This window comes from Porphyrobacter sp. SLTP (assembly GCF_009905735.1).
Lineage (GTDB): Bacteria > Pseudomonadota > Alphaproteobacteria > Sphingomonadales > Sphingomonadaceae > Erythrobacter.
Genome location: NZ_JAAALE010000002.1, coordinates 125,579 through 143,930 on the forward strand (window position 1 = coordinate 125,579; position 18,352 = coordinate 143,930).

At 65.5% G+C, this 18,352-nt stretch carries 15 protein-coding genes and 1 tRNA gene; 4 read left to right on the top strand and 12 right to left on the bottom strand.

The window, feature by feature from the left end; all coding sequences use genetic code 11:
* Nucleotides 1–20 precede the first annotated feature (20 nt).
* The 5 genes from GVM20_RS01910 to infA all read right to left on the bottom strand — a co-directional run bounded on the left by GVM20_RS01910 (nucleotide 21) and on the right by infA (nucleotide 2,213).
* Nucleotides 21–95: transfer RNA gene (locus tag GVM20_RS01910), tRNA-Phe, on the bottom strand.
* A 129-nt stretch (nucleotides 96–224) separates the two neighbouring features.
* Nucleotides 225–413, bottom strand: a complete 189-nt coding sequence (locus GVM20_RS01915) for a DNA gyrase inhibitor YacG (RefSeq protein WP_160760524.1) — start codon at nucleotides 411–413, stop codon at nucleotides 225–227.
* On the bottom strand, nucleotides 410–1,387 hold the full coding sequence (locus tag GVM20_RS01920; protein WP_166545617.1) for an Rne/Rng family ribonuclease: 978 nt from the start codon (nucleotides 1,385–1,387) through the stop codon (nucleotides 410–412). The genes GVM20_RS01915 and GVM20_RS01920 overlap by 4 nt, the downstream gene beginning before the upstream one ends.
* Nucleotides 1,380–1,952: a Maf family protein gene (locus tag GVM20_RS01925; RefSeq protein WP_166545618.1), complete on the bottom strand. Its 573-nt coding sequence runs from the start codon at nucleotides 1,950–1,952 to the stop codon at nucleotides 1,380–1,382. Before GVM20_RS01925 ends, GVM20_RS01920 begins: the two co-directional genes overlap by 8 nt.
* A gap of 15 nt (nucleotides 1,953–1,967) precedes the next feature.
* Nucleotides 1,968–2,213, bottom strand: a complete 246-nt coding sequence (infA, locus tag GVM20_RS01930) for a translation initiation factor IF-1 (RefSeq protein WP_007163491.1) — start codon at nucleotides 2,211–2,213, stop codon at nucleotides 1,968–1,970.
* A gap of 235 nt (nucleotides 2,214–2,448) precedes the next feature.
* Here infA and GVM20_RS01935 point away from each other — a divergent pair, with 235 nt between their 5' ends.
* Nucleotides 2,449–5,631 carry a TonB-dependent receptor domain-containing protein gene (locus GVM20_RS01935; RefSeq protein WP_166545619.1) on the top strand — a complete coding sequence of 1,061 codons (3,183 nt, stop codon included), beginning with the start codon at nucleotides 2,449–2,451 and terminating at the stop codon, nucleotides 5,629–5,631.
* Here GVM20_RS01935 and GVM20_RS01940 read toward each other — a convergent pair.
* Nucleotides 5,628–6,833 carry a BaiN/RdsA family NAD(P)/FAD-dependent oxidoreductase gene (locus tag GVM20_RS01940; protein WP_166545804.1) on the bottom strand — a complete coding sequence of 402 codons (1,206 nt, stop codon included), beginning with the start codon at nucleotides 6,831–6,833 and terminating at the stop codon, nucleotides 5,628–5,630. The two genes, GVM20_RS01935 and GVM20_RS01940, sit on opposite strands and share 4 nt — an antisense overlap.
* A 65-nt stretch (nucleotides 6,834–6,898) precedes the next feature.
* Here GVM20_RS01940 and uvrC point away from each other — a divergent pair, with 65 nt between their 5' ends.
* Both uvrC and GVM20_RS01950 read left to right on the top strand, forming a co-directional pair.
* Nucleotides 6,899–8,860, top strand: a complete 1,962-nt coding sequence (gene uvrC / locus GVM20_RS01945) for an excinuclease ABC subunit UvrC (RefSeq protein ID WP_166545620.1) — start codon at nucleotides 6,899–6,901, stop codon at nucleotides 8,858–8,860.
* 11 nt (nucleotides 8,861–8,871) lie between these two features.
* On the top strand, nucleotides 8,872–9,555 hold the full coding sequence (locus GVM20_RS01950; protein ID WP_166545621.1) for a DUF6445 family protein: 684 nt from the start codon (nucleotides 8,872–8,874) through the stop codon (nucleotides 9,553–9,555).
* Between the two features lie 38 nt (nucleotides 9,556–9,593).
* Here GVM20_RS01950 and GVM20_RS01955 read toward each other — a convergent pair whose 3' ends face one another.
* The 3 genes from GVM20_RS01955 to GVM20_RS01965 form a co-directional block, all read right to left on the bottom strand.
* Entirely contained in the window at nucleotides 9,594–10,499 is a 906-nt protein-coding gene (locus tag GVM20_RS01955) for an OmpA family protein (protein ID WP_166545622.1), read from the bottom strand.
* Between the two features lie 187 nt (nucleotides 10,500–10,686).
* The gene (locus GVM20_RS01960) at nucleotides 10,687–12,510 is read right to left on the bottom strand and encodes a DUF885 domain-containing protein (RefSeq protein ID WP_166545623.1); all 1,824 of its coding nucleotides are present in this window, start codon (nucleotides 12,508–12,510) and stop codon (nucleotides 10,687–10,689) included.
* A 107-nt stretch (nucleotides 12,511–12,617) separates the two neighbouring features.
* Nucleotides 12,618–14,114, bottom strand: a complete 1,497-nt coding sequence (locus tag GVM20_RS01965) for a carotenoid oxygenase family protein (protein WP_166545624.1) — start codon at nucleotides 14,112–14,114, stop codon at nucleotides 12,618–12,620.
* A gap of 151 nt (nucleotides 14,115–14,265) precedes the next feature.
* On the opposite strand from GVM20_RS01965, the gene GVM20_RS01970 reads away from it, so the two are divergent.
* Entirely contained in the window at nucleotides 14,266–15,081 is an 816-nt protein-coding gene (locus GVM20_RS01970; RefSeq protein ID WP_166545625.1) for a universal stress protein, read from the top strand.
* 113 nt (nucleotides 15,082–15,194) lie between these two features.
* Here GVM20_RS01970 and GVM20_RS01975 read toward each other — a convergent pair whose 3' ends face one another.
* From GVM20_RS01975 to GVM20_RS01985, 3 genes are read right to left on the bottom strand one after another with little or no spacing between them, the layout of a single operon-like run.
* Nucleotides 15,195–16,118 (bottom strand): acyl-CoA thioesterase, encoded by a 924-nt coding sequence (locus GVM20_RS01975; protein WP_166545626.1) that lies wholly within the window; start codon nucleotides 16,116–16,118, stop codon nucleotides 15,195–15,197.
* A gap of 22 nt (nucleotides 16,119–16,140) precedes the next feature.
* Nucleotides 16,141–17,019 (bottom strand): cupin-like domain-containing protein, encoded by an 879-nt coding sequence (locus GVM20_RS01980; protein WP_166545627.1) that lies wholly within the window; start codon nucleotides 17,017–17,019, stop codon nucleotides 16,141–16,143.
* Nucleotides 17,016–18,179: a GNAT family N-acetyltransferase gene (locus tag GVM20_RS01985; RefSeq protein WP_234031800.1), complete on the bottom strand. Its 1,164-nt coding sequence runs from the start codon at nucleotides 18,177–18,179 to the stop codon at nucleotides 17,016–17,018. The genes GVM20_RS01980 and GVM20_RS01985 overlap by 4 nt, the downstream gene beginning before the upstream one ends.
* Nucleotides 18,180–18,352: the final 173 nt, after the last annotated feature.

Here is an 18,352-nt window from a genome sequence, read left to right on the forward strand (position 1 = left end):
GCCTTTAGGCCTTTAGCGAATGGTGCCCGGGGGCGGATTTGAACCACCGACACGCGGATTTTCAATCCGCTGCTCTACCCCTGAGCTACCCGGGCATTCGCTGCGAGCGACGGGATCGAGCCATGTGGCTGCCCCGGCGAGCAAATGAGAGCGGCCCTATGGCGAAGGCGGCGGGGGTTGGCAAGTAGGTTTTGTGAAAGCCGCGCAGGATTATTGCGCCGCCATCAATCCTGCTCGCGCCAGTCTTCGGACGCCAGCGTTTCCGGGTCGGCTGGCGCACCGGGCAGGGCGTAGGAATCGGAGAACCAACGCGCCAGATCGCGGTCCTTGCAGCGCTGCGAGCAGAAGGGGTGGAACGTCTCCGACCGCGGCTTGCGGCAGATCGGGCAGGGCTTGCTGGCAGAGAAGGTCATCGCACGATAAGCTGGGCATTGGCGGCCTCGATGGCAAGAGCCGGATCGACCGCAATCTCCACCAGCCGCCCGGTGCGGCGGGCAAGTTCGTCGAGCCATTCGGGCTTGAGCTTGGCCTTGAGCGCCGGGTGCACGGTCAGTTGCAGGACCCGGCCCGTGCCGTCATCCGCTGCCAGCTCCGCGCGCCGCAGCGCCATGCGGGCCGCTGCCCCGAGCCGCGCGGTGGCAAAGCGGTGGAGCAGCGAGGGGCCTTCGAGCCGTGCGACCAGTTGCACGAAGCCGAATCCATTCATCGCGGTGCGTTCATGCGGCCAGCCTGCCAGTGCGGCCTCCAGCGCTTCATCGACCGCGCGGCGATCGGCCTTGGCGGCGAGCGTGGGGAAGTCGATCCCGATATTCCCGCCGATCTCAAACCACGCCAATGCGCGGGCAATCGCGGGCACTGCCGCGAGGGCCACGTCGCGCGGCGAGCCGATGCCGTCGATGTCGATCACGGTCATGGCCGGGGTGACGCTGACCAGCACCTCGCCGTTCGGAAAGTCGAAGCTGGCAGAGGAAGCCGCCTGCCACACCTCTTCCCACAGCCCGGTCGGCAAGCGGCGGACAGTGCGGCCTTCTGCGAGTGGTAAGGGCAAGGCGATGTTGTGCGCTCCCGCCACCCGGGCCTGCGCGCGCTTCAACCGGCCCCGTTCGGCGAGGGGCGCGCGAGTGATCACGAGGTCGAGCATCTGTCCTTCGGTGACGGCTGGCGGCAAATGATCGACCAGCGCCTCCCCGCCGCTTTCAAGCAGCGCCACACCGCGGCGGGAACCTTTGAGTTTGGCGGTAAGCTTGCCGCGCGCAGGCTGCCCGGCCCGCAACTCGCCCGGCCAGATCATTTTCGCTGCCAGCACCTGCTCGCCTGCGATCAGCAAGGCACGGGTTTCGCCGATGCCATCCTCGATCAGCCACTCGGGCGATGCTGGCCTAGCCAATGGCAAACCCGGCGGCTTTCAGCAGCGCGCGCGTTTCATGGAGCGGCAGGCCCATGACACCGGAATGGCTGCCTCTGATCCACTCGATCAGGCCCTCAGCCGCGCCCTGGATGGCATAGCCACCCGCCTTGCCCTGCCATTCACCTCCGGCGAGGTAGGCGGCGGTTTCCTCGGCGGAGAGGCGTTTGAAATGCACCACGGTCTCGGACAATCGCTCCCGCACCGAGCCATCGGGCGCCCGCAGCACAACGCTGGTGAGCACCTGATGCCGCCGCCCGCTCATCAGATCGAGGCAGGCGCGCGCTTCGGCTTCGGATTCGGTCTTGGGCAGGATGCGCCGCCCTACCGCCACCACCGTATCGCCCGCCAGCACATGGCCCGGTGCAACCACCGCCAGCGCTTTCTCCCGTCCCATACGCAAGGCATAGGCGCGGGGGAGTTCGCCCTTCAGCGGGGTCTCGTCGATATCGGCAGGGGTGACAGCGTCAGGCGCAAGCCCGAGCCGCCCGAGCAACTCGCGCCGCCGGGGCGATGCCGAAGCCAGGGTGAGGTGAAGCGTGCCCATCAGGGCCGCCCGCAATTATTGCGGGCCGGGGCCGCCGCGACCCGGCATGAAGCGATAGGTGATGCGTGCCTTGGTCAGATCGTAGGGCGTCAGCTCGCACAGCACTTCGTCACCCACCAGCACGCGGATGCGATTCTTGCGCATCTTGCCTGCGGTGTGGCCGAGCACTTCATGGCCGTTTTCAAGCTCCACCCGGAACATCGCATTGGGCAGCAACTCAACCACGCGCCCGCGCATTTCGAGGAGTTCTTCCTTGGCCATGTAATTCCTTTTGTCCGTTGCGGCGCACAATACGCCCGTCGATGTGGGGCTGCGCTTTAGCGATGCGGGAACCAAAAGGGAAGGCTCGTGCGTTAGGCCCTCGAACTTCGGGAATTTGCAGGTTCGGTTCAGGGTGTGTCGCGCATCCCTGGGCCGATCGACTGCGTAGTCAGTCTGCCCCCAAGGGAGCGGTAACAAGCCGCCCCGTCACAAGAATTGTCATTAAAGGGACTCCATGAACCTCTCCCCGCTTTCCCGCGCCGGCCTGCGCGCTGGCACCTGCGCTCTTGCCCTTGCCTTGACCCTGCCGCTGGCAGCCAAGGAAACGGCGACCGCGCAGCCGCAGCCCGAACCGGCCGCCCAGCCCGAACAGGAAGACCTCGACAGCGCCAGCGACACGACCACGGATGGTGGCGAGATCGTTGTGCGTTCGGGGCGACTGCGGGGGCAGCTGTTCGTCGATCAGGCCCCGCTGCTTGAGCTGGATGAAACCGCGATTGCTTCTGAGGGCGTCACCTCCATCACCGACCTGATCGCCCAGATCAGCGCGCGCACCGGTTCGGCGCGCGGGCGTGGCGGCGGCGGGCAGCCGGTGATTCTCGTCAACGGCATCCGGATCGGAAGCTTCCGTGAATTTGCCAACTATCCTCCAGAAGCCCTTGCCCGGGTTGAGGTCTTTCCCGAAGAAGTCGCCCAGCGCTTCGGCTTTCCGCCTGATCGCCGGGTGATCAATCTCATCCTCAAGGACAATTATTCCAACCGTCAGGTCGATCTGGAATATGAGATGCCGTCGCGCGGCGGCTATGCCCGCAACGAACAGCAGCTCGGCATCCTCAAGATCGCCAATGGCGGCCGGATCAACGCCAATATCGAGGTTCAGGACACTTCGATTCTGACCGAAGCCGAGCGCAACATCGAGCAGACCGATGGCTCGCAGTCCCTGGTCGCGGGCGATCCCGATCAGGCCGAATTCCGCAGCCTGCTGGCTGACACCTTCGGGATCGACGCCAATGTCTCGTGGGCCAAGGCGATTGTCGAAAGCGGGACGTCGCTCAGCGCCAACCTCAATTACGCTCGCAACGAAAGCCGCAGCCTCGACGGGCTCAACACCGTCACGCTGACCTCGCCGACGGGCACCAGCGCGCTGCGCACGTTCGGCGCGGACACTCCGCTCGCCCGGCGCTCCGCGAGCGACACGGTCTCGGCTGCCGGATCGATCAACCAGCCGATCAATGCCTTCCGGCTCACCACCACCTTCGACGGCTCCTTCAGCGAGACCGAGACCGAGATCGACCGGCGGCTGGGGACCGCGCAGCTCCAGGCCTTCCGCGATGCCGCGGCGGCAGGCACGCTGGCGATCACCGGTCCGCTGCCGACCAGCGCCGACAACGGCTTCGATGTCGCGCTGCGCCGGACGATTACCACGGAGACCCTGGCGACGCTCGAGGGCCCGCTCGCCGAGCTGCCTGCGGGCGAGGTGCTAGCGACCTTTGACCTCGGTCTCGACTGGCGCAGGATCGAAAGCAGCGACACGCGCTCGCTGACGGGCGCCGAGCTGACCCGCCGCCGCCTGTCGACCGGTGCCAATCTGGTGGTGCCGCTGACCAGTGTGCGCGAGGAATTCCTCGACGGATTGGGCGACTTCACCCTGAACCTTCAGGCCGGGCTCGAGGACCTCAGCGATTTTGGCCTTCTCGGTGACTGGAACGCCGGGATCACATGGAAGCCCACTGACGGTCTTGACCTGTCGGCGACCTATATCTTGCGCGAGGTTGCGCCCTCGCTCTCGGCGCTGGGCGATCCGCAGGTCACCAATTTCAACGTCCCCGTGTTCGATTTCGTGCGCGGCGAGACGGTGTTGGCCGAGGTGTTGACCGGGGGCAATCCGACCCTGCCGCCTGAGACCCAGCGCGACTGGAAGTTCTCGGCCAATTGGGAACTGCCGTTCTGGGAGAATTCGCGGCTGACGGTCGATTACATCATGAACCGCTCGGATGACGTGGTGAGCAGCTTCCCGCAGATCACTGCCGAGACCGAGGCCGCCTTCCCCGGCCGGGTGACGCGCGATGCGAGCGGCCGCGTGCTGCGGGTCGACCGTCGCTCGGTGAGCTTTGCCGAGACGCGGGCGGACCGGATCCAGTTCACCTTCTCGACAAATGGCAGCATCGGCGCCCCGGCTGAAGGCGCAGGCGGTCGTGGTGGTGGCGGCGGTGGTCGCTTTGGCGGTGGCGGCGGTGCGCCTCCTGCCGCTGCGCCAGCTGCGCCAACCACAGGTCCGGCCCCGCAAGCAGGCGCGGGCGGCCCTCCGGCGGGCGGCTTCGCTGCGCCGACAGCCGAACAGCGTGAGCAGTTCATGGCCTTCCGTGCGCGCCTGTGCGCCGACGATGGTCAGGCCTTCCTCGAAAAGCTCGTGGCGGCGATTGATAGCGGTGCGGATATCTCGGCGGAGTTCCCCGGCATTGACCCGGCGCGGCTTGCCCCGATGCTGGCGCGCATCCGCGGTGCGGACGGTAAAGTCGATCCGGCGCGGCTGGCGCAGTTCCGCACGCGGATCTGTAGCATCGATCCTGCCATGATGGGCGGCGGTGCACCGGGCGCTCCGGCAGGCACGGTTTCAGCGGCCATCCCGCCGCAGCTCGCCGCTTTCCGTGAGCGCGCTTGCGGCCCGGACGGTACGACTGCGATTGCCGAACTGGTCGCCAAGATCGAACGCGGCGAAGATGTTTCGGCCGAGCTGCCGGGCGTCGATCCCGCCTTCATCAAGATGGCACTCGACCGGTCGCGCCTCCCCGATGGTACCATCCCGCCTGAGGCGCTGGCGCAGTTCCAGCAGCGCTTCTGCGCGGCGGCTCCCCCCGCTCAGACTCCGGGCGGCGCTCCCGCGTCGGCTGGCGGTGCGCCTGCGGGTGGCCCGGCCTTCAATCCGCTGGGAGGGCGCAACTTCCAGGGCTGGCGGTACTTCTTCAACCTGACCCACACGATCGAGCTCGCCAATGAGATCCTGATCGCCCCCGGCCTGCAACCGCTCGACCAGCTTGACGGTCAGGCGACAGGCGCCTTCGGCCAGCCCCGCCATTCGAGCCGCCTCGAAGCGGGCCTGTTCGGCAAGGGCCTCGGCTTCCGCCTGTCGGGCATCTACACCGGGACAACCCGCCTCGACGGGGCCGTCGGCACCAGCGATCTGTTTTTCGACGACATTGCCACCTTCAACCTGCGCATCTTTGCCAATCTCGGAGAAGTGACGGGCAAGAACGAAGGCCTGCTCAAGGACTTCCGCGTGAGCTTGGTCGCCGACAACGTGTTCGACGCGCAGCGCAAGGTGCGCGATTCGGCGGGTGAGACGCCGATCAACTACCAGCCCTTCGTGATCGACCCGCTGGGGCTGTATCTCGGGATCGATCTGCGAAAGTTGTTCTAGGATCGCGCTTGGGCGAGCGCTTCGGCGCAGGCATAACCGCTCGCCCAAGCCCATTGGAAGTTATAGCCGCCGAGCCACCCGGTGACGTCCACGGCTTCGCCAATGGCGTAGAGGCCGGGGACCTTGCTCGCCTCCATCGTCCGGCTGGAAAGTTCCGCCGTGGCGATGCCGCCAGCGGTGACTTCGGCTTTGGCGAGACCCTCGGTGCCGTTGGGGGCAAAGCGCCAATCGCCCAGCTTTGTCTGCGCGGCGCGCAGGTCCTTGTCCGACAGATTCCCCAATTCCCGCTCCAGCGCCAACCGATCCGCGAGCGCATCCGCCAACCGTGCGGGCAGGCGTTCGCGCAGCAGGGTGCGCAGGTGCGTGCGGGGGCGATCGCGCTTGGCCTCGACCAGCCAGTCACTGGCAGCATCGGGCAGAAAGGTGATGCCGACCTCCTCGCCATGCCGCCAATAGCTTGAGACTTGCAGGATCGCGGGGCCGGAGAGACCCTTGTGGGTGAACAGCGCGGCCTCGGCGAATTCGGCCTTGCCTTTGCCGCTGCCAGCCCGCGCGCGGACCGGCGCGGCGACGCCGGACAGTTCACGGAACAGCGCATCCTCGCCCCCCAGCGTCAGCGGGACGAGGGCAGGGCGCGGCTCAACCACCTTCAGCCCGAATTGCCGTGCCAGACCGTAGGCGAAGTCGCTCGCCCCCATCTTGGGGATAGAGGGCCCGCCCGTGGCAATCACCAGCGCGGGCGCGCGCCACGCGCGGCCATCACCGGCCGTGACGCTGAACACGCCGTCCTCACCGCGCGCAACGCTCGCCACCTCGACCTCGCAGGTGAGGGTGACCTTATCAGGCGGGCATTCGTCCAGCAGCATCGCCACGATCTGCTTGGCCGAACCGTCGCAGAACAATTGCCCCAGCGTCTTTTCGTGCCACGCGATCCCGTAGCGTTCCACCAACGCAATGAAATCGGCAGGCGTGTAGCGCGCCAAAGCGCTCTTCGCGAAATGTGGGTTGGCCGAGAGGTAATTCGCTGGCCCCGCGCCCAGATTGGTGAAGTTGCAGCGCCCCCCGCCCGAGATCAGGATCTTCTTCCCCGGCGCCTCCGCCTTCTCCAGCAGCGCCACGCGCAATCCGCGTTGCCCCGCCTGACCTGCGCAAAACAGCCCGGCCGCGCCCGCGCCGAGAATGATGACGTCATGCTGATCCATCCCGGTGCGGATAGGCGTGCTTGCGGCAATTGCCAATCGCCCCCCGCAGTCCCTATCTGCACCTGATGTCAAAGACCCCCGCAGGCACCCCCCACGATCCGCGCGGTGGCGATCGCTTCAATGAGGAGCGCGCCGCCTACACCGTGTCGAGCGCCAAGCCCGATCTGGAAGGCGGGGTGCAGGCGATCCGTGAGGTGGTGAAGGTGCTGAAGCCTTCGCCGGGCGTCTACCGGATGCTCGATGCGCGCGGCGAGGTGCTCTATGTCGGCAAGGCGCGGAGCCTGAAAGCGCGGGTCGCGAATTACACGCAGATCGCGGGGCTATCGGGTCGCTTGCAGCGCATGGTCAGCCAGACCCGCAGCATGGAAATCATCACCACCAATTCCGAGGCCGAGGCGCTGCTGCTGGAAGCGCAGCTGATCAAGCGCTTCCGTCCGCCGTTCAACGTGCTGCTGCGTGATGACAAGAGCTTCCCCTTCATCCTGCTGCGCGCCGATCACGCCTTCCCGCGTATTCAGAAGCACCGTGGCGCGCGGCGGGCGAAGGGCAACTACTACGGGCCCTTCGCCAGCGCTGGCAGCGTCAACACCACATTGAACGCGCTGCAAAAACTGTTCCTGCTGCGGAGCTGCACCGACAGCTTCTTCAACAACCGCGACCGGCCCTGCCTGCTGTATCAGATCAAGCGCTGCTCGGCCCCCTGTGTCGGGCGGGTCAGCGAGGCGGATTATGACGCGCTCGTCAGGCAGGCCAAGGACTTCCTCTCGGGAAAGTCGGGCGCGGTGCAGGCCGATCTTGAGCGGCAGATGGCCGAGGCGGCGGACAACCTGCAATTCGAGACCGCGGCGATGCTGCGGGACCGGCTGCGGGCGGCGACCTTCATTCAGGGTTCGCAGGCGATCAATGCGCAAGGGCTTGGCGATGCGGATATCTTCGCGCTGGCGTCCAAGAACGGGCAGATGAGCGTCCAGTCCTTCTTTATTCGCGGGGGGCAGAACTGGGGCCACCGCGCGCTGTTCCCGCGCCACACCAATGATGTGGAAGAGGCGCAGGTGCTCGCCGATGTGATGCTGCAATTCTACGAGGAAGTCCCGCCGCCGGCCACGATCCTCGTCGACCGCGAGCTGCCCGAAACCGAGTTGATGGAAGCGGCGCTGTCCGAAGTCGCGGGCCGCAAGGTGCGCATTTCCGTTCCCGAACGCGGTGATCGGCGCAAGCTGATGGCACAGGCGCAGCGCAATGCGATCGAGGCGTTGGAGCGCAGGCTGGCCGAGACCGGCACCAAGGCCAAGCTCAACCGCGAGTTGGCCGAGTTTCTGGAACTCGACGCGGCGCCGCAGCGGATCGAGGTCTATGACAACAGCCACATTCAGGGCACCAAGGCCGTTGGTGCGATGGTGGTCGCCGGGCCGGATGGGTTCGAGAAGGGCCAATACCGCAAGTTCAACATCCGCGAGGCGCAGACCAATGATGACTTCGCGATGATGCGCGAGGTGATGGCGCGGCGGTTCCGCAACTTTGCGGATGGCGAGGAGAACCCGGAGGCCAAGCCGGGCGGGCACGAAACCGTGCTCCCCGATCTGATCCTGATCGATGGCGGGAAGGGGCAACTGTCCAGCGTCATGCGCGTGCTGACGGAGATCGGCATCGCCGACGAGATTGCCGTCGTCGGTGTCGCCAAGGGTCCGCATCACGGGCGCGATGGGCGGGAGGTGTTCCACTTCCCGGACGGGCGCGAGAAGATGCTGCCGGTCAATTCACCGCTCCTGTTCCACTTGCAGAACCTGCGCGACGAAGTGCACCGCTATGTCATCGGCGCGCACCGGGCCAAGCGCTCCAAGGCGATCACCGCCTCGCCGTTGGACGAGATCGCGGGTATCGGCCCGGCGCGGAAGCGTGCGCTGCTGCTGCATTTCGGCACGGCATCGAAGGTGCGTGCGGCATCACTGGAAGACCTTCAGCGTGCCCCCGGCGTCAGCGCCACGGTGGCGCGCAAGGTCTATGATTTCTATCATGCGGGCGGCTAGAGAGAGAGGGCATGATCCTCCCCGATGCCTCCATCACGGTCGAACGGCTGGGCCGTGAGGGCGAGCCGCTTGTGATCATCGACAACTTTACCGGCCAGCCCGAGCGGCTGCGCGCAATGGGGATGGCGGCGCAGTATCATCCCGCGGGGGTCGATTATCCGGGCCGACGCGCGCTGGCTGATCCGTCCTATCTCAGTCTCAGGCGCGAGTTGATGATGCAGGTTATGGGGCGGGTGTTCGGCCTGACGCACACAATCAGTTGCGAAATCGCCGCGTTCTCGCTGGTGACCCTGCCGCCGGAGCGACTCTCACCCCGCCAGCGCATCCCGCATCACGATCATTCAGACGCGGGGCGGGTGGCGATCATGCATTATCTCGACGGGCCGAAGAGCGGCGGCACCGCGTTCTACCGTCACCGCCGCACCGGGTTTGAAGCCATCACGCCTGAGCGTGAGGCCGCCTATGCCGCGGCGCTGGCTGAGGACGAACGCGAATATGGTCCGCCGCCGCCAGGCTACCCCTTGGGGGACAGTGATGCGTTCGAGCAGATCGGCGCGGTCGAGGCGCGGCCTGACCGAATGGCGCTGTATCGCGGGCGGCAGCTGCATTCGGGCATCATTCCCGATCCCGCGGCCCTGTCTGATGATCCGGCGCAGGGGCGGCTGACGGTCAACATGTTCCTCTACGGGCAGTAAGGGGCAGACCAGCGAAGGCCTGCCCCTTTGCGCACCTCTTACTGGCCGTCGAGCGCCTTGCTCACCAGCACGTTGACCGACACGCGGCGGTTCTGCGCGCGGCCGGCGGCGGTGGTGTTGTCGGCAGCTGGATCAGACGTGGCCATGCCCGTCGGGGTCAGCATCCGGTAGGGCTTCCACTTGCAGACCTGCTGAAGGTGGTTGACCACCGCCGCTGCGCGCTTTTCCGACAGCGTCTGGTTCACTTCCTGCGACCCGGTCGAGTCGGTGTAGCCCAGCACCAGCATCAGCGAGTTTTCGTTGGCGCCTGCGGTTTGCGCTGCGGCGCAGAGTTCCGACTTGGCACCGGGCGTCAGCACGGACTTGCCGGTGTCGAAATAGACGTTGGTGGTGCTCTTGAGGTTGTACTTGTCGATATCGCCAAGGCGGCCGCGCAGGGCTTCGGTGGCGGCGGCGTTCTGCTTGATCGCAGCGCCCTGTTCGCCGAACTGCTGTTGGGTGCCGCCGCGGATCATCGCTGCGATCTGGCGATCATCGCTGGTGAAGCGGACTTCGCTGGCCACCAGACCTTCGCCGTACTGGCCGGTCTTCACGATCACCGGCAGGCCGTTGATCAGCGCGCTCTGATCGAACGCCTTGTTGCCGATGCCGAGGAACCCGCCGCGGGTGCGGATTTCGGTTTCGGGGTGGAGCGTGATCATGGTGGTCGTGCCATCGTCAGCCGTCACTTGCAGACGCGAACCCTTGCGCGCCGAGATGATGCCGGTGACCTTGGGCCCCTCGGTCATTTCGGCAAGCGGGGGCAGCGAGCCATAGACGGTGGTCAACACCTCGCCCTGGTCTTCGACGGGTACCTGCGTCTGGGCGGCAAGGCCGGTGGCAGATACAGCGCCCAAAAGGGCGATCAGCGCGAGGTTACGCGCCTTATGCTTAGTGGTGGTCACAGTGGTATTGCTCCTGTGGTGCGGGCCGCGATCCCGTGCGATGCCCTTGTTGAATTAAGTGCGCGAGGCGTGGTTGTTCAGCCACACCTTGCTCGCAGGTTAACGTCAATTCCCCGGCTGCCACAGGAGCGGGCAACCGGGGATAGGATGCGGTGAGTTGAGGCGCGAGGGGCTCCCGCGCGCTCGATCACTTACCGGATTGGGCGGTGATCCAGCGGTCGATCTTGGCTTCAAGCACCGCCAGCGGCAGGCCGCCGGTGTTCAGAACCTGCTCGTGGAAGGCCTTGATGTCGAACTTACTGCCCAGCGTGGTTTCGGCCCGCTGGCGCAGTTTCTGGATTGTCAGCGCCCCGATCTTGTAGGCGAGCGCCTGCGAAGGGATGGCGATGTAACGATCCACCTCGGCCACGACTTCGGTGCGGGTCATGCCCGAATTGTCCATCATGAAGGCAATCGCCTGATCCCGGGTCCAGCCCTTGGCATGGATGCCGGTGTCCACCACCAGCCGCATCGCGCGCAGCTGTTCGTCCTGCAAGGTGCCGTAACGGTTCCACGGGTCCTTGTAGAAGCCCATCTCGTAACCCAGCGTCTCGGCATAGAGCGCCCAGCCTTCGACATAGGCGGTCGTCCCGCCATAGCGCATGAAGGCGGGCAGCGCCTCGTTCTCCTGCGCCAGGCTGATCTGGAAGTGGTGCCCCGGTGCGCCTTCATGCAGGTACAGCGTGACATTGCCCGGCGTCAGGCGGCTCGGCAGGTCATAGGCGTTGAAGTAGAACACGCCCGGACGCGCCCCGTCAGCTGAGCCGGACTGGTACGACCCGCCCGCTTCGAACTCCTCGGTCGAAGGATCATAGGGACGGATTTCCAGCGGCGACTTGGGGATCAGCGAGAAGTAGTCGCCGATCTTGGCATCGACCTGCTTGCCGATGTCGTAATAGGACTGCGTCAGCGCTTCGCGGGTCTTGGGCTGGAACTTGGGGTCGGTGCGGACATAGTCGAAGAACTGGGTCAGCGTGCCCTTGAACTTCACTTCCTTCTTGAGCTTTTCCAGATCGGCCTTGATCCGTGCGACTTCCGACAGGCCGAGCTGGTGGATCGTCTCGGGGTCCATCGGCAGGGTGGTCGAATCCTCGACCAGACGGGCGTAAAGCTTGTCGCCGCCCTTCATCTGGGACAGGCCGATGCTGTCGCGCGCGGCGGGGAGATATTCGTCGCGCAGGAAATCGCGCAGCCGCGTGTTGGCGGCATAGAGTTCGGCGGTCTTGGCCGCGTAGGCTGCGGTGAGGCGGGTGCGGTCAGCCTCGGCAATAGTGTCGGGGAAGGCCTTAGTCGGGGCCATGAACATCGAGTCTGCCAGCGGGGTCTTCAGCTGCGTGTCGAGCTGGGTGACCATGATGCCGACGGTCAGCTTGGTTTCCACCACGCCGCTCGCCATGCCTTCGCGGAACTTGGCAATCGCGCGGTCGATGAAGTCGATATAGTCATTGTGGCGTGAGAGGTTGTCCTCGTAATTCGCGAGCGTCTTGAACGGGGCGACCCCGGTGCCGCTGGCGAATTGCGGGTAGAAGGTGTGCAGGCCGAAGAAGTGGTTGAGCGGGCGCACTTCGGTCAGCGCGCGCATTTCGTCACTGACGCCGTCAAGCGCGCGCTGCTGCGTGTACTGGAACACGTCATAGGCGAGCTGGTCGGTCTCGGACAATTTGCTGCGGTCGATCTGGGCCAGCAGCGCGAGGTTCAGCTTGATGTCGGTGCGGCTGGCGAGAAAGCTGGAATCGGTCAGCAGGTCGCCAAGCCGCCCGGCATTTTCTTCCTCACCCCGGAACAGGCGGCTGAGCGGATTGAGCGCCAGCTCGCGCGCGTCGGCATCCGCGAACAGCGCGAACAGCTTGTCGTGTTCGGACTGCTCGGCAGAGGTGGTGGCTGCGGCGGGTGCAGCAGCCGTCTGAGCGAGCGCCGGGGCAGCCGTCAGGAACAGCGCGGTCGAGGCGGCAAGAGCAAGGCGAAAGGTCATATGAAAAGTCCCCGGGAACGATAGTCCAAGCCCGGGGCGCTAGGCGTGGGGGCGGTCAGGCGCAAGCGCGCGCGCGACGAGCGTTCAAGTCACCTCGACCGGTGACGTCATGCCGCCGCGAAACGCTGCGCGTGGAACGCCGCGTCGGAGCGCAGTTGAGCGTGTTCGACCCACACCGAGTGCGTCCCTGAACAGATCTTGTGCGGCAGCGCGAGGCGGCAGATCGGGCCCTTGGTCACGTCGCTCGCATCCATGATCGCACATTCGGAGGTGCCGGTGTTCTCGTCGATCAGGAAGGTGACGAGGTAGCCATCATCCTCCGACGTTGCACCCTTTCTCGGGATCATCGGGCTTTCGCTGGCATAGACACCCTCGGGAAGCTGGAACACCTGCTCCTCGCCCGTCTCAGTGTCGTGCCGGACATAGCCGTTGAACAGGAACCAGCCGGGGCGGGTGGTGGTGGACCAGACGTAGCGGCTCTTGCGCATGGCGTATTGCGGGTTGATCATCCCGAATTCGACGATGCGGTCGGTCAGCCGCTCCTCGCGCGTCTCGCCGGTCTTTAAGTTGAAGCGCCAGCGGTGCAGGCGGGACTGGAACGAGTGTTCGTCCACATAGGCCATCATGTGGCTGTAGCGGCCCATTTCCTCCAAGGGATCGGGCATCGGCTTGGCCTGATGATAGCCTTCGAGGATCACCTCGTCCCCTTCTTCCCAGGCATTGGTCCAGTGGAGCACATAGGTCGGCGCGGCCTCGAACCAGCGGATGTCCTGCGGTTGCCCGTGACGCGGGATCAGGGCGAAGCGGGTCGGTACGCCATCGTGAATGCGCGCCGCATGGATGTTCCGCCCGAGCAATTCTTCGTCCCAATAGAGCGGCATGTCGTTGAGGATCGACCAGTTGGGCGTGATCGCCATGTCATGCGGCAGGCGCGGGCCGGGCAGGGGGATGGGAACGTAATGCACCAGCTGACCGGTGCGATCGACCACGCCGTAATGCATGAACGGGGCGTGCTTGGAGTAGTTGAAGAACATCAACTCGCCGGTCGCCTCGTCCACCTTGGGATGGGCCGAAATGCCGTCGAGCGGCACCCACGGCGCCTTGCCCCGGCTGCCGAGCGTGACGGGGTCGAGCATCCACGCCTCGCCGCATTGGTAGAGCGTGGCATAGGCCGTCCCGGCATGAACGATGATGTCGGTCGAGCCGGTATCCTTCAGCCCGCCATGCGCGCCAAAGCCGGGCCGTACGCTGGTGCCCCACGGGTCCATCAGCCCGCCCCATAGCGAACGCCCGGCAATCTGCTCGGCCTCGAAACAATGGGTGCGCACGAAGCGGTTGCGATAGCTCGCCTTGCCGCCGGAGATATTGACCTGATGGATCATCGCGTCGCCATCGAAGGGGTGATGCCGACCCAATGGCTGGTGAACCTGGTTCTCGGTGTTGCGCAGGTAAATGCCGTCAATGTCTGCCGGAATCGCGCCCTCAATCACCGGCAGTTCGGCGACGTCGGTCTCTTCGTGCAGCGGCGTCCACGGCCCGGTGAGGTAGGGGTGGTTCGACGGTTCCAGCGACGTCTTCACCGGCGGATGGCGCGTGATCTGCATGATGGTCTCTCCCTGTCCGCAGAATGAGCGCGCGCTCTGGTTAAGGCAAGATGCTATGGAGACCGCAGGGGCGCGGGCGAGAAATTGATCTCTGTCAAAGCCAGTTCCGATGATCGGGGCGATTATCCGCATCATGAATGGGAGACACGCCATGAAATCGATTTTGCTGCACATTGACCATGACCGCGCCATGACGGCGCGCCTGCAAGTGGCGCTCGATATTGCCCGCGCAACCAACGGTCACCTCACCTGCCTTCAGGCGGTCAGTTACGAGGTCTTCGCGCCGGGCGATTTCTATGGCTCGGCGATCGCGGCCGCGATGCCCGTAATCAAGGAAAACGCCGAGAACCTGCGCGCGCAGATCGAGAAGGAATTGGAGCATGAAGGCGTGCCGTGGGACTGGCGCTTTGTCTATGGCATCGCCCCGCACCGCCTGTTGGAAGCGTCCCCACTGGCCGATATCGTGATCCTCGGCCCGGCTGAGGCTGGCACGGATGGGCGCGGGCCTTCGGCCTTGGTGGGCGATGTGGTGATGAAGGCGCCGGTGCCGGTGCTGGTGGTGCCGGAGGGCGCCAAGAGCTTCGATATCGGCGCGCCGATGCTGGTGGCGTGGAACGGGTCGTCCGAAGGCGCCCACGCATTGCGCGCGGCGGTGCCGCTGCTCGCCTGTTCGTGCAAGGTGACGCTGGCGAGCGTCGTCGAAGAAGCGGACAAGGCGCGCTTTGACCTGCCTTCGACCGACGGAGCCAAATACCTCAGCCGCCACGGGATCGAATGCGAGATCGTCGAACTTCCCCGCGGGGAGGCCAGCATCGCCGACACGCTGTTTTCAGCGGCGCAGATGCGCGATTGTTCGCTGATGGTGATGGGCGCCTATGGCCACTCGCGCCTTGCTGAGCTGCTGCTGGGCGGGGTCACGCGCCGGATGCTAAGCGAACCGCAGATGCCGGTGTTTCTGGCTCACTAGCCTTGTCATTGCGAGGTGCGTAGCGACGCGGCATTCCATGGAGGAACGTCACCGCACGCGGATGGCTCGGTTCATGGATTGCTTCGCTACGCTCGCAATGACGACGGGGTGGTTTAACCCTTCACCCTTTTCCGCATCATCCCCTCTTGCGCGACGCTGGCCACCAGCTTGCCGGAGAGGTTGAAGATCCGCCCGCGGTTGAACCCGCGCCCGCCGCCGCTCCAAGGCGCGTCGGTGGCGTAGAGCAGCCATTCGTCAGCGCGCGCATCGCGGTGGAACCACAGCGCGTGATCGAGGCTCGCGCCGACCAGTTCGTTGCGCATCCAGCTGAGCCCATGCGGGAGCGCGCTGGTGCCGAGCAGGGTGTAGTCGCTGGCATAGGTGATGATCGCGCGGTGGAGTTCGGGCGTATCGTCCGCGCCGGTGATCGGTGCGCAGACCCGGAACCACGAATGCGCGCGCGGTTCGCGCGGTTCGCTGCTCATCCAATGAAGGCGATCAGTGGTGCGCATCTCGATCGGACGCGGGCGCAGCATCATACGGCGTTGCTGATCGTTCAAACGGTCGGCCCATGCCTCGGCAATTTCCCGGCGCTGCTCCCTGTCAGAGCGCAGATCATCGGGGAAGGGCACATCCGGCATCGGCGAATCGATATGCTCAAGGCCATCTTCCGGTTGTTGGAAGCTGGCGGTGAGGTTGAAGATCGGCACCGCGATGCCGTCTTCATTCTCCTGCGCAGCGACCACCCTGCGGTTGGCGAAGCTGCGCCCATCAAAGTCGCGCTCAATGCGATATTCGATCGGCACACCCTCACGCCCACCGCGCAGGAAATAGGCGTGGAGCGAGTGCGCGCGCTTGCCATCGGTGACGCTGGCCTGCGCCGCCTGAAGCGCCTGGGCGAGCACCTGCCCGCCAAACACGCGCCCGATGCCATCAGCCTGAGGCGGCCCGGCGTAAACGTCTGCGGCGCGTTTTTCGACGGTCAGCAGCCGGATCAGGCTGGCGACCAGTTCTTCAGGGGTTGGTGTCTCACTCATGGCGCAGGGCCATGCGAGGCGCTTACGAACCCGTCAAGCCAAGCTTGCGCATGATGCGGAAGGCATAGGCCTTGCCATAATTCTGATGCGGCCAGCGACCGGGGGCGGCAGGCTTGAACCCGCGCTCCCGCAGGATCGCGTTGAAGATGCGCGCGTCGCTTTCGCGGTAGCTCCATTCTGAGCGCCAGGTGATCGACAGCGAGACCGACGGGGCGGGGCCGTTCTTCACGAAATGCGGCGCCATTACCGGCACAAACAATGCCTCGCCGGGGTTGAGCGGGAATTCGCGCCCGTGGGCCAGGAAGCTGTCATCCCACTTCAATTCGCGCGGACCGCCCGAATGGTAGGTCTCGTGGGCTTCATCGGGCACGAAGCGGGTGTCGCCGGCCGGGAACTGCGTCATCACCTTGCTGCCCCGGATCTGGAGCAGGATGTTGTGTTCCGGATCGAAATGATAGGGCGTGACCGAATTGGGGCTGGAGACGAAGATGAAGCCCTGCGGGGTCAGCATCGCGCCGGTCGCGGCTTCGATTTCGGGGCGGATTTCTTCCAGCAAGCCATGCAGCAGGTCTTCATAGGCCGGCACCTGCTCGATATTCTTGAGCACCGCCCAGCTTTCCGCCTCGGCTACGCGGCGGATGGTTTCGGCGATGGTCAGCCCGTTGGAACCGGGTTTGCCATCGACCCCGATCGGCAGGTCGCCGCGGTTGTATTCGACGCTGGTGATCGGCAGTCGCTCGGCCAGCTGCGCCAACGCCTCGATTTCCAGCAGCGGGTGGCTGGTGAGGCTGTGGGCGAGGATATGCGGCTGTTCGGGATAATGCGCGGCAAAGCGAGTGCGCGATGCTTGCGCGAACACGGGTGCGGACAGCGCGTCGGCAAAGTGGGCGGGGGCGTTCATGAAGACCTCCTCGGGCGGGTTTCGTAAGCCATCAGCAGGCGGAACAGGCCGCGCCGCATCGGTCCGCCAATGGCGATGTTGCGGCTGATCATGCGGCGCTTGTCGCGCCACAGGCGTTCGATCATCGGGTGGCCTTCCACCGCGCAGCTATCGGCCCATTGGATTGCAGGCCGTTCCAGCAGCGCGAGATTTTCGAGCTGCAACAGCATCCCGGGCGAAAAGCGCGCGTAATCCTCGTCAAAGGCGGTCTTGAAGCTGTAGGCGCCCGGGGCGGTGACGAAGTTCACCAGCATCGCAATCGCCCGGCCATCGAGCCGGAGCGCAAGCCGTTCCAGACGCCCCGCCGCCGCAGCGCCTGTCAGCGATTGTTCGAACAGGCTGCGCGTGTCCGGCGCGCTGGAGAGGGCCGAACCAGCCTCGCCCTTCCATCCGGCCGCTTCCAGCGCGAGGAATTCTGCGGTCCATTCTGCGAGGCCGGCGTCGTCTTCCAACCGTTCAAAGACGAGAGCACCTTCCTCGGCCAAACGGTTGTGCTGGCGGCGCAATTCCTTGCGCTTCTTGGCGCTCATCGCGGCTGCGAGATAGGCTTCGGCCGAGGTCTCGCCGGTCAGGAGCGCACGATTTTCCTCGGTGACGGTGTAATGCGCGCGGGGCCAGGCCGCGAGCACGCGGTCAAGCGCGGCGTTGGCAGGGTCATCGGCGGGCAGCAGCGGCAGGTGCAGGAACAGGGCCCGCCGCGCCCGGCGGTCGAAATGGGCGAGCATGTCGCGCCAGAAAGCCTCCTCGTTCCCCGCCGCAATCAGGGGCACGCCGCAGAAGGCATTGTCGTGGAGCCACCCGGTCGCATGGGTGATGATGTGGCTGTAATACTTGGCGCTGCGGACCACGGGCAGCAGGCCTGCAAGCCGTCCGTCGTGGAACCACGCCTTGGTGACAACCCGGTCCGTTCCGCCCCACTGGCGCAGGGCTGGCAGCAGGAACCACGGTTCGAAGAAGGGATTGGGCTCAGCGGCGCGGGCGACGAGGCGCTCCCACGCGGTGAGGAAGGCGGGATCGGCCAGTTCCTCGGTGGTCAGCAGTTGCAATCGGCCATGCGGAAGCGCGGCGGGCGCAGAGCCGGTTTCGCCGGTGCGAAAGCTGTCCGCACGTGCCATGTCCATTGCCGTTAACCCTGCCTTGCCGCGCCGATCCGGGCGCTGTGGCAGGGTCATGCCACAGGGCCGTTAAGAAAGCCTCAGCGCGAGGCGCGGCTGTCCGATGCAGGGACAGGGCGCCGGGCAAAATTAAACCCCGCCGGAATTGCTCCCGGCGGGGTTTGTGATCTTCAACGATT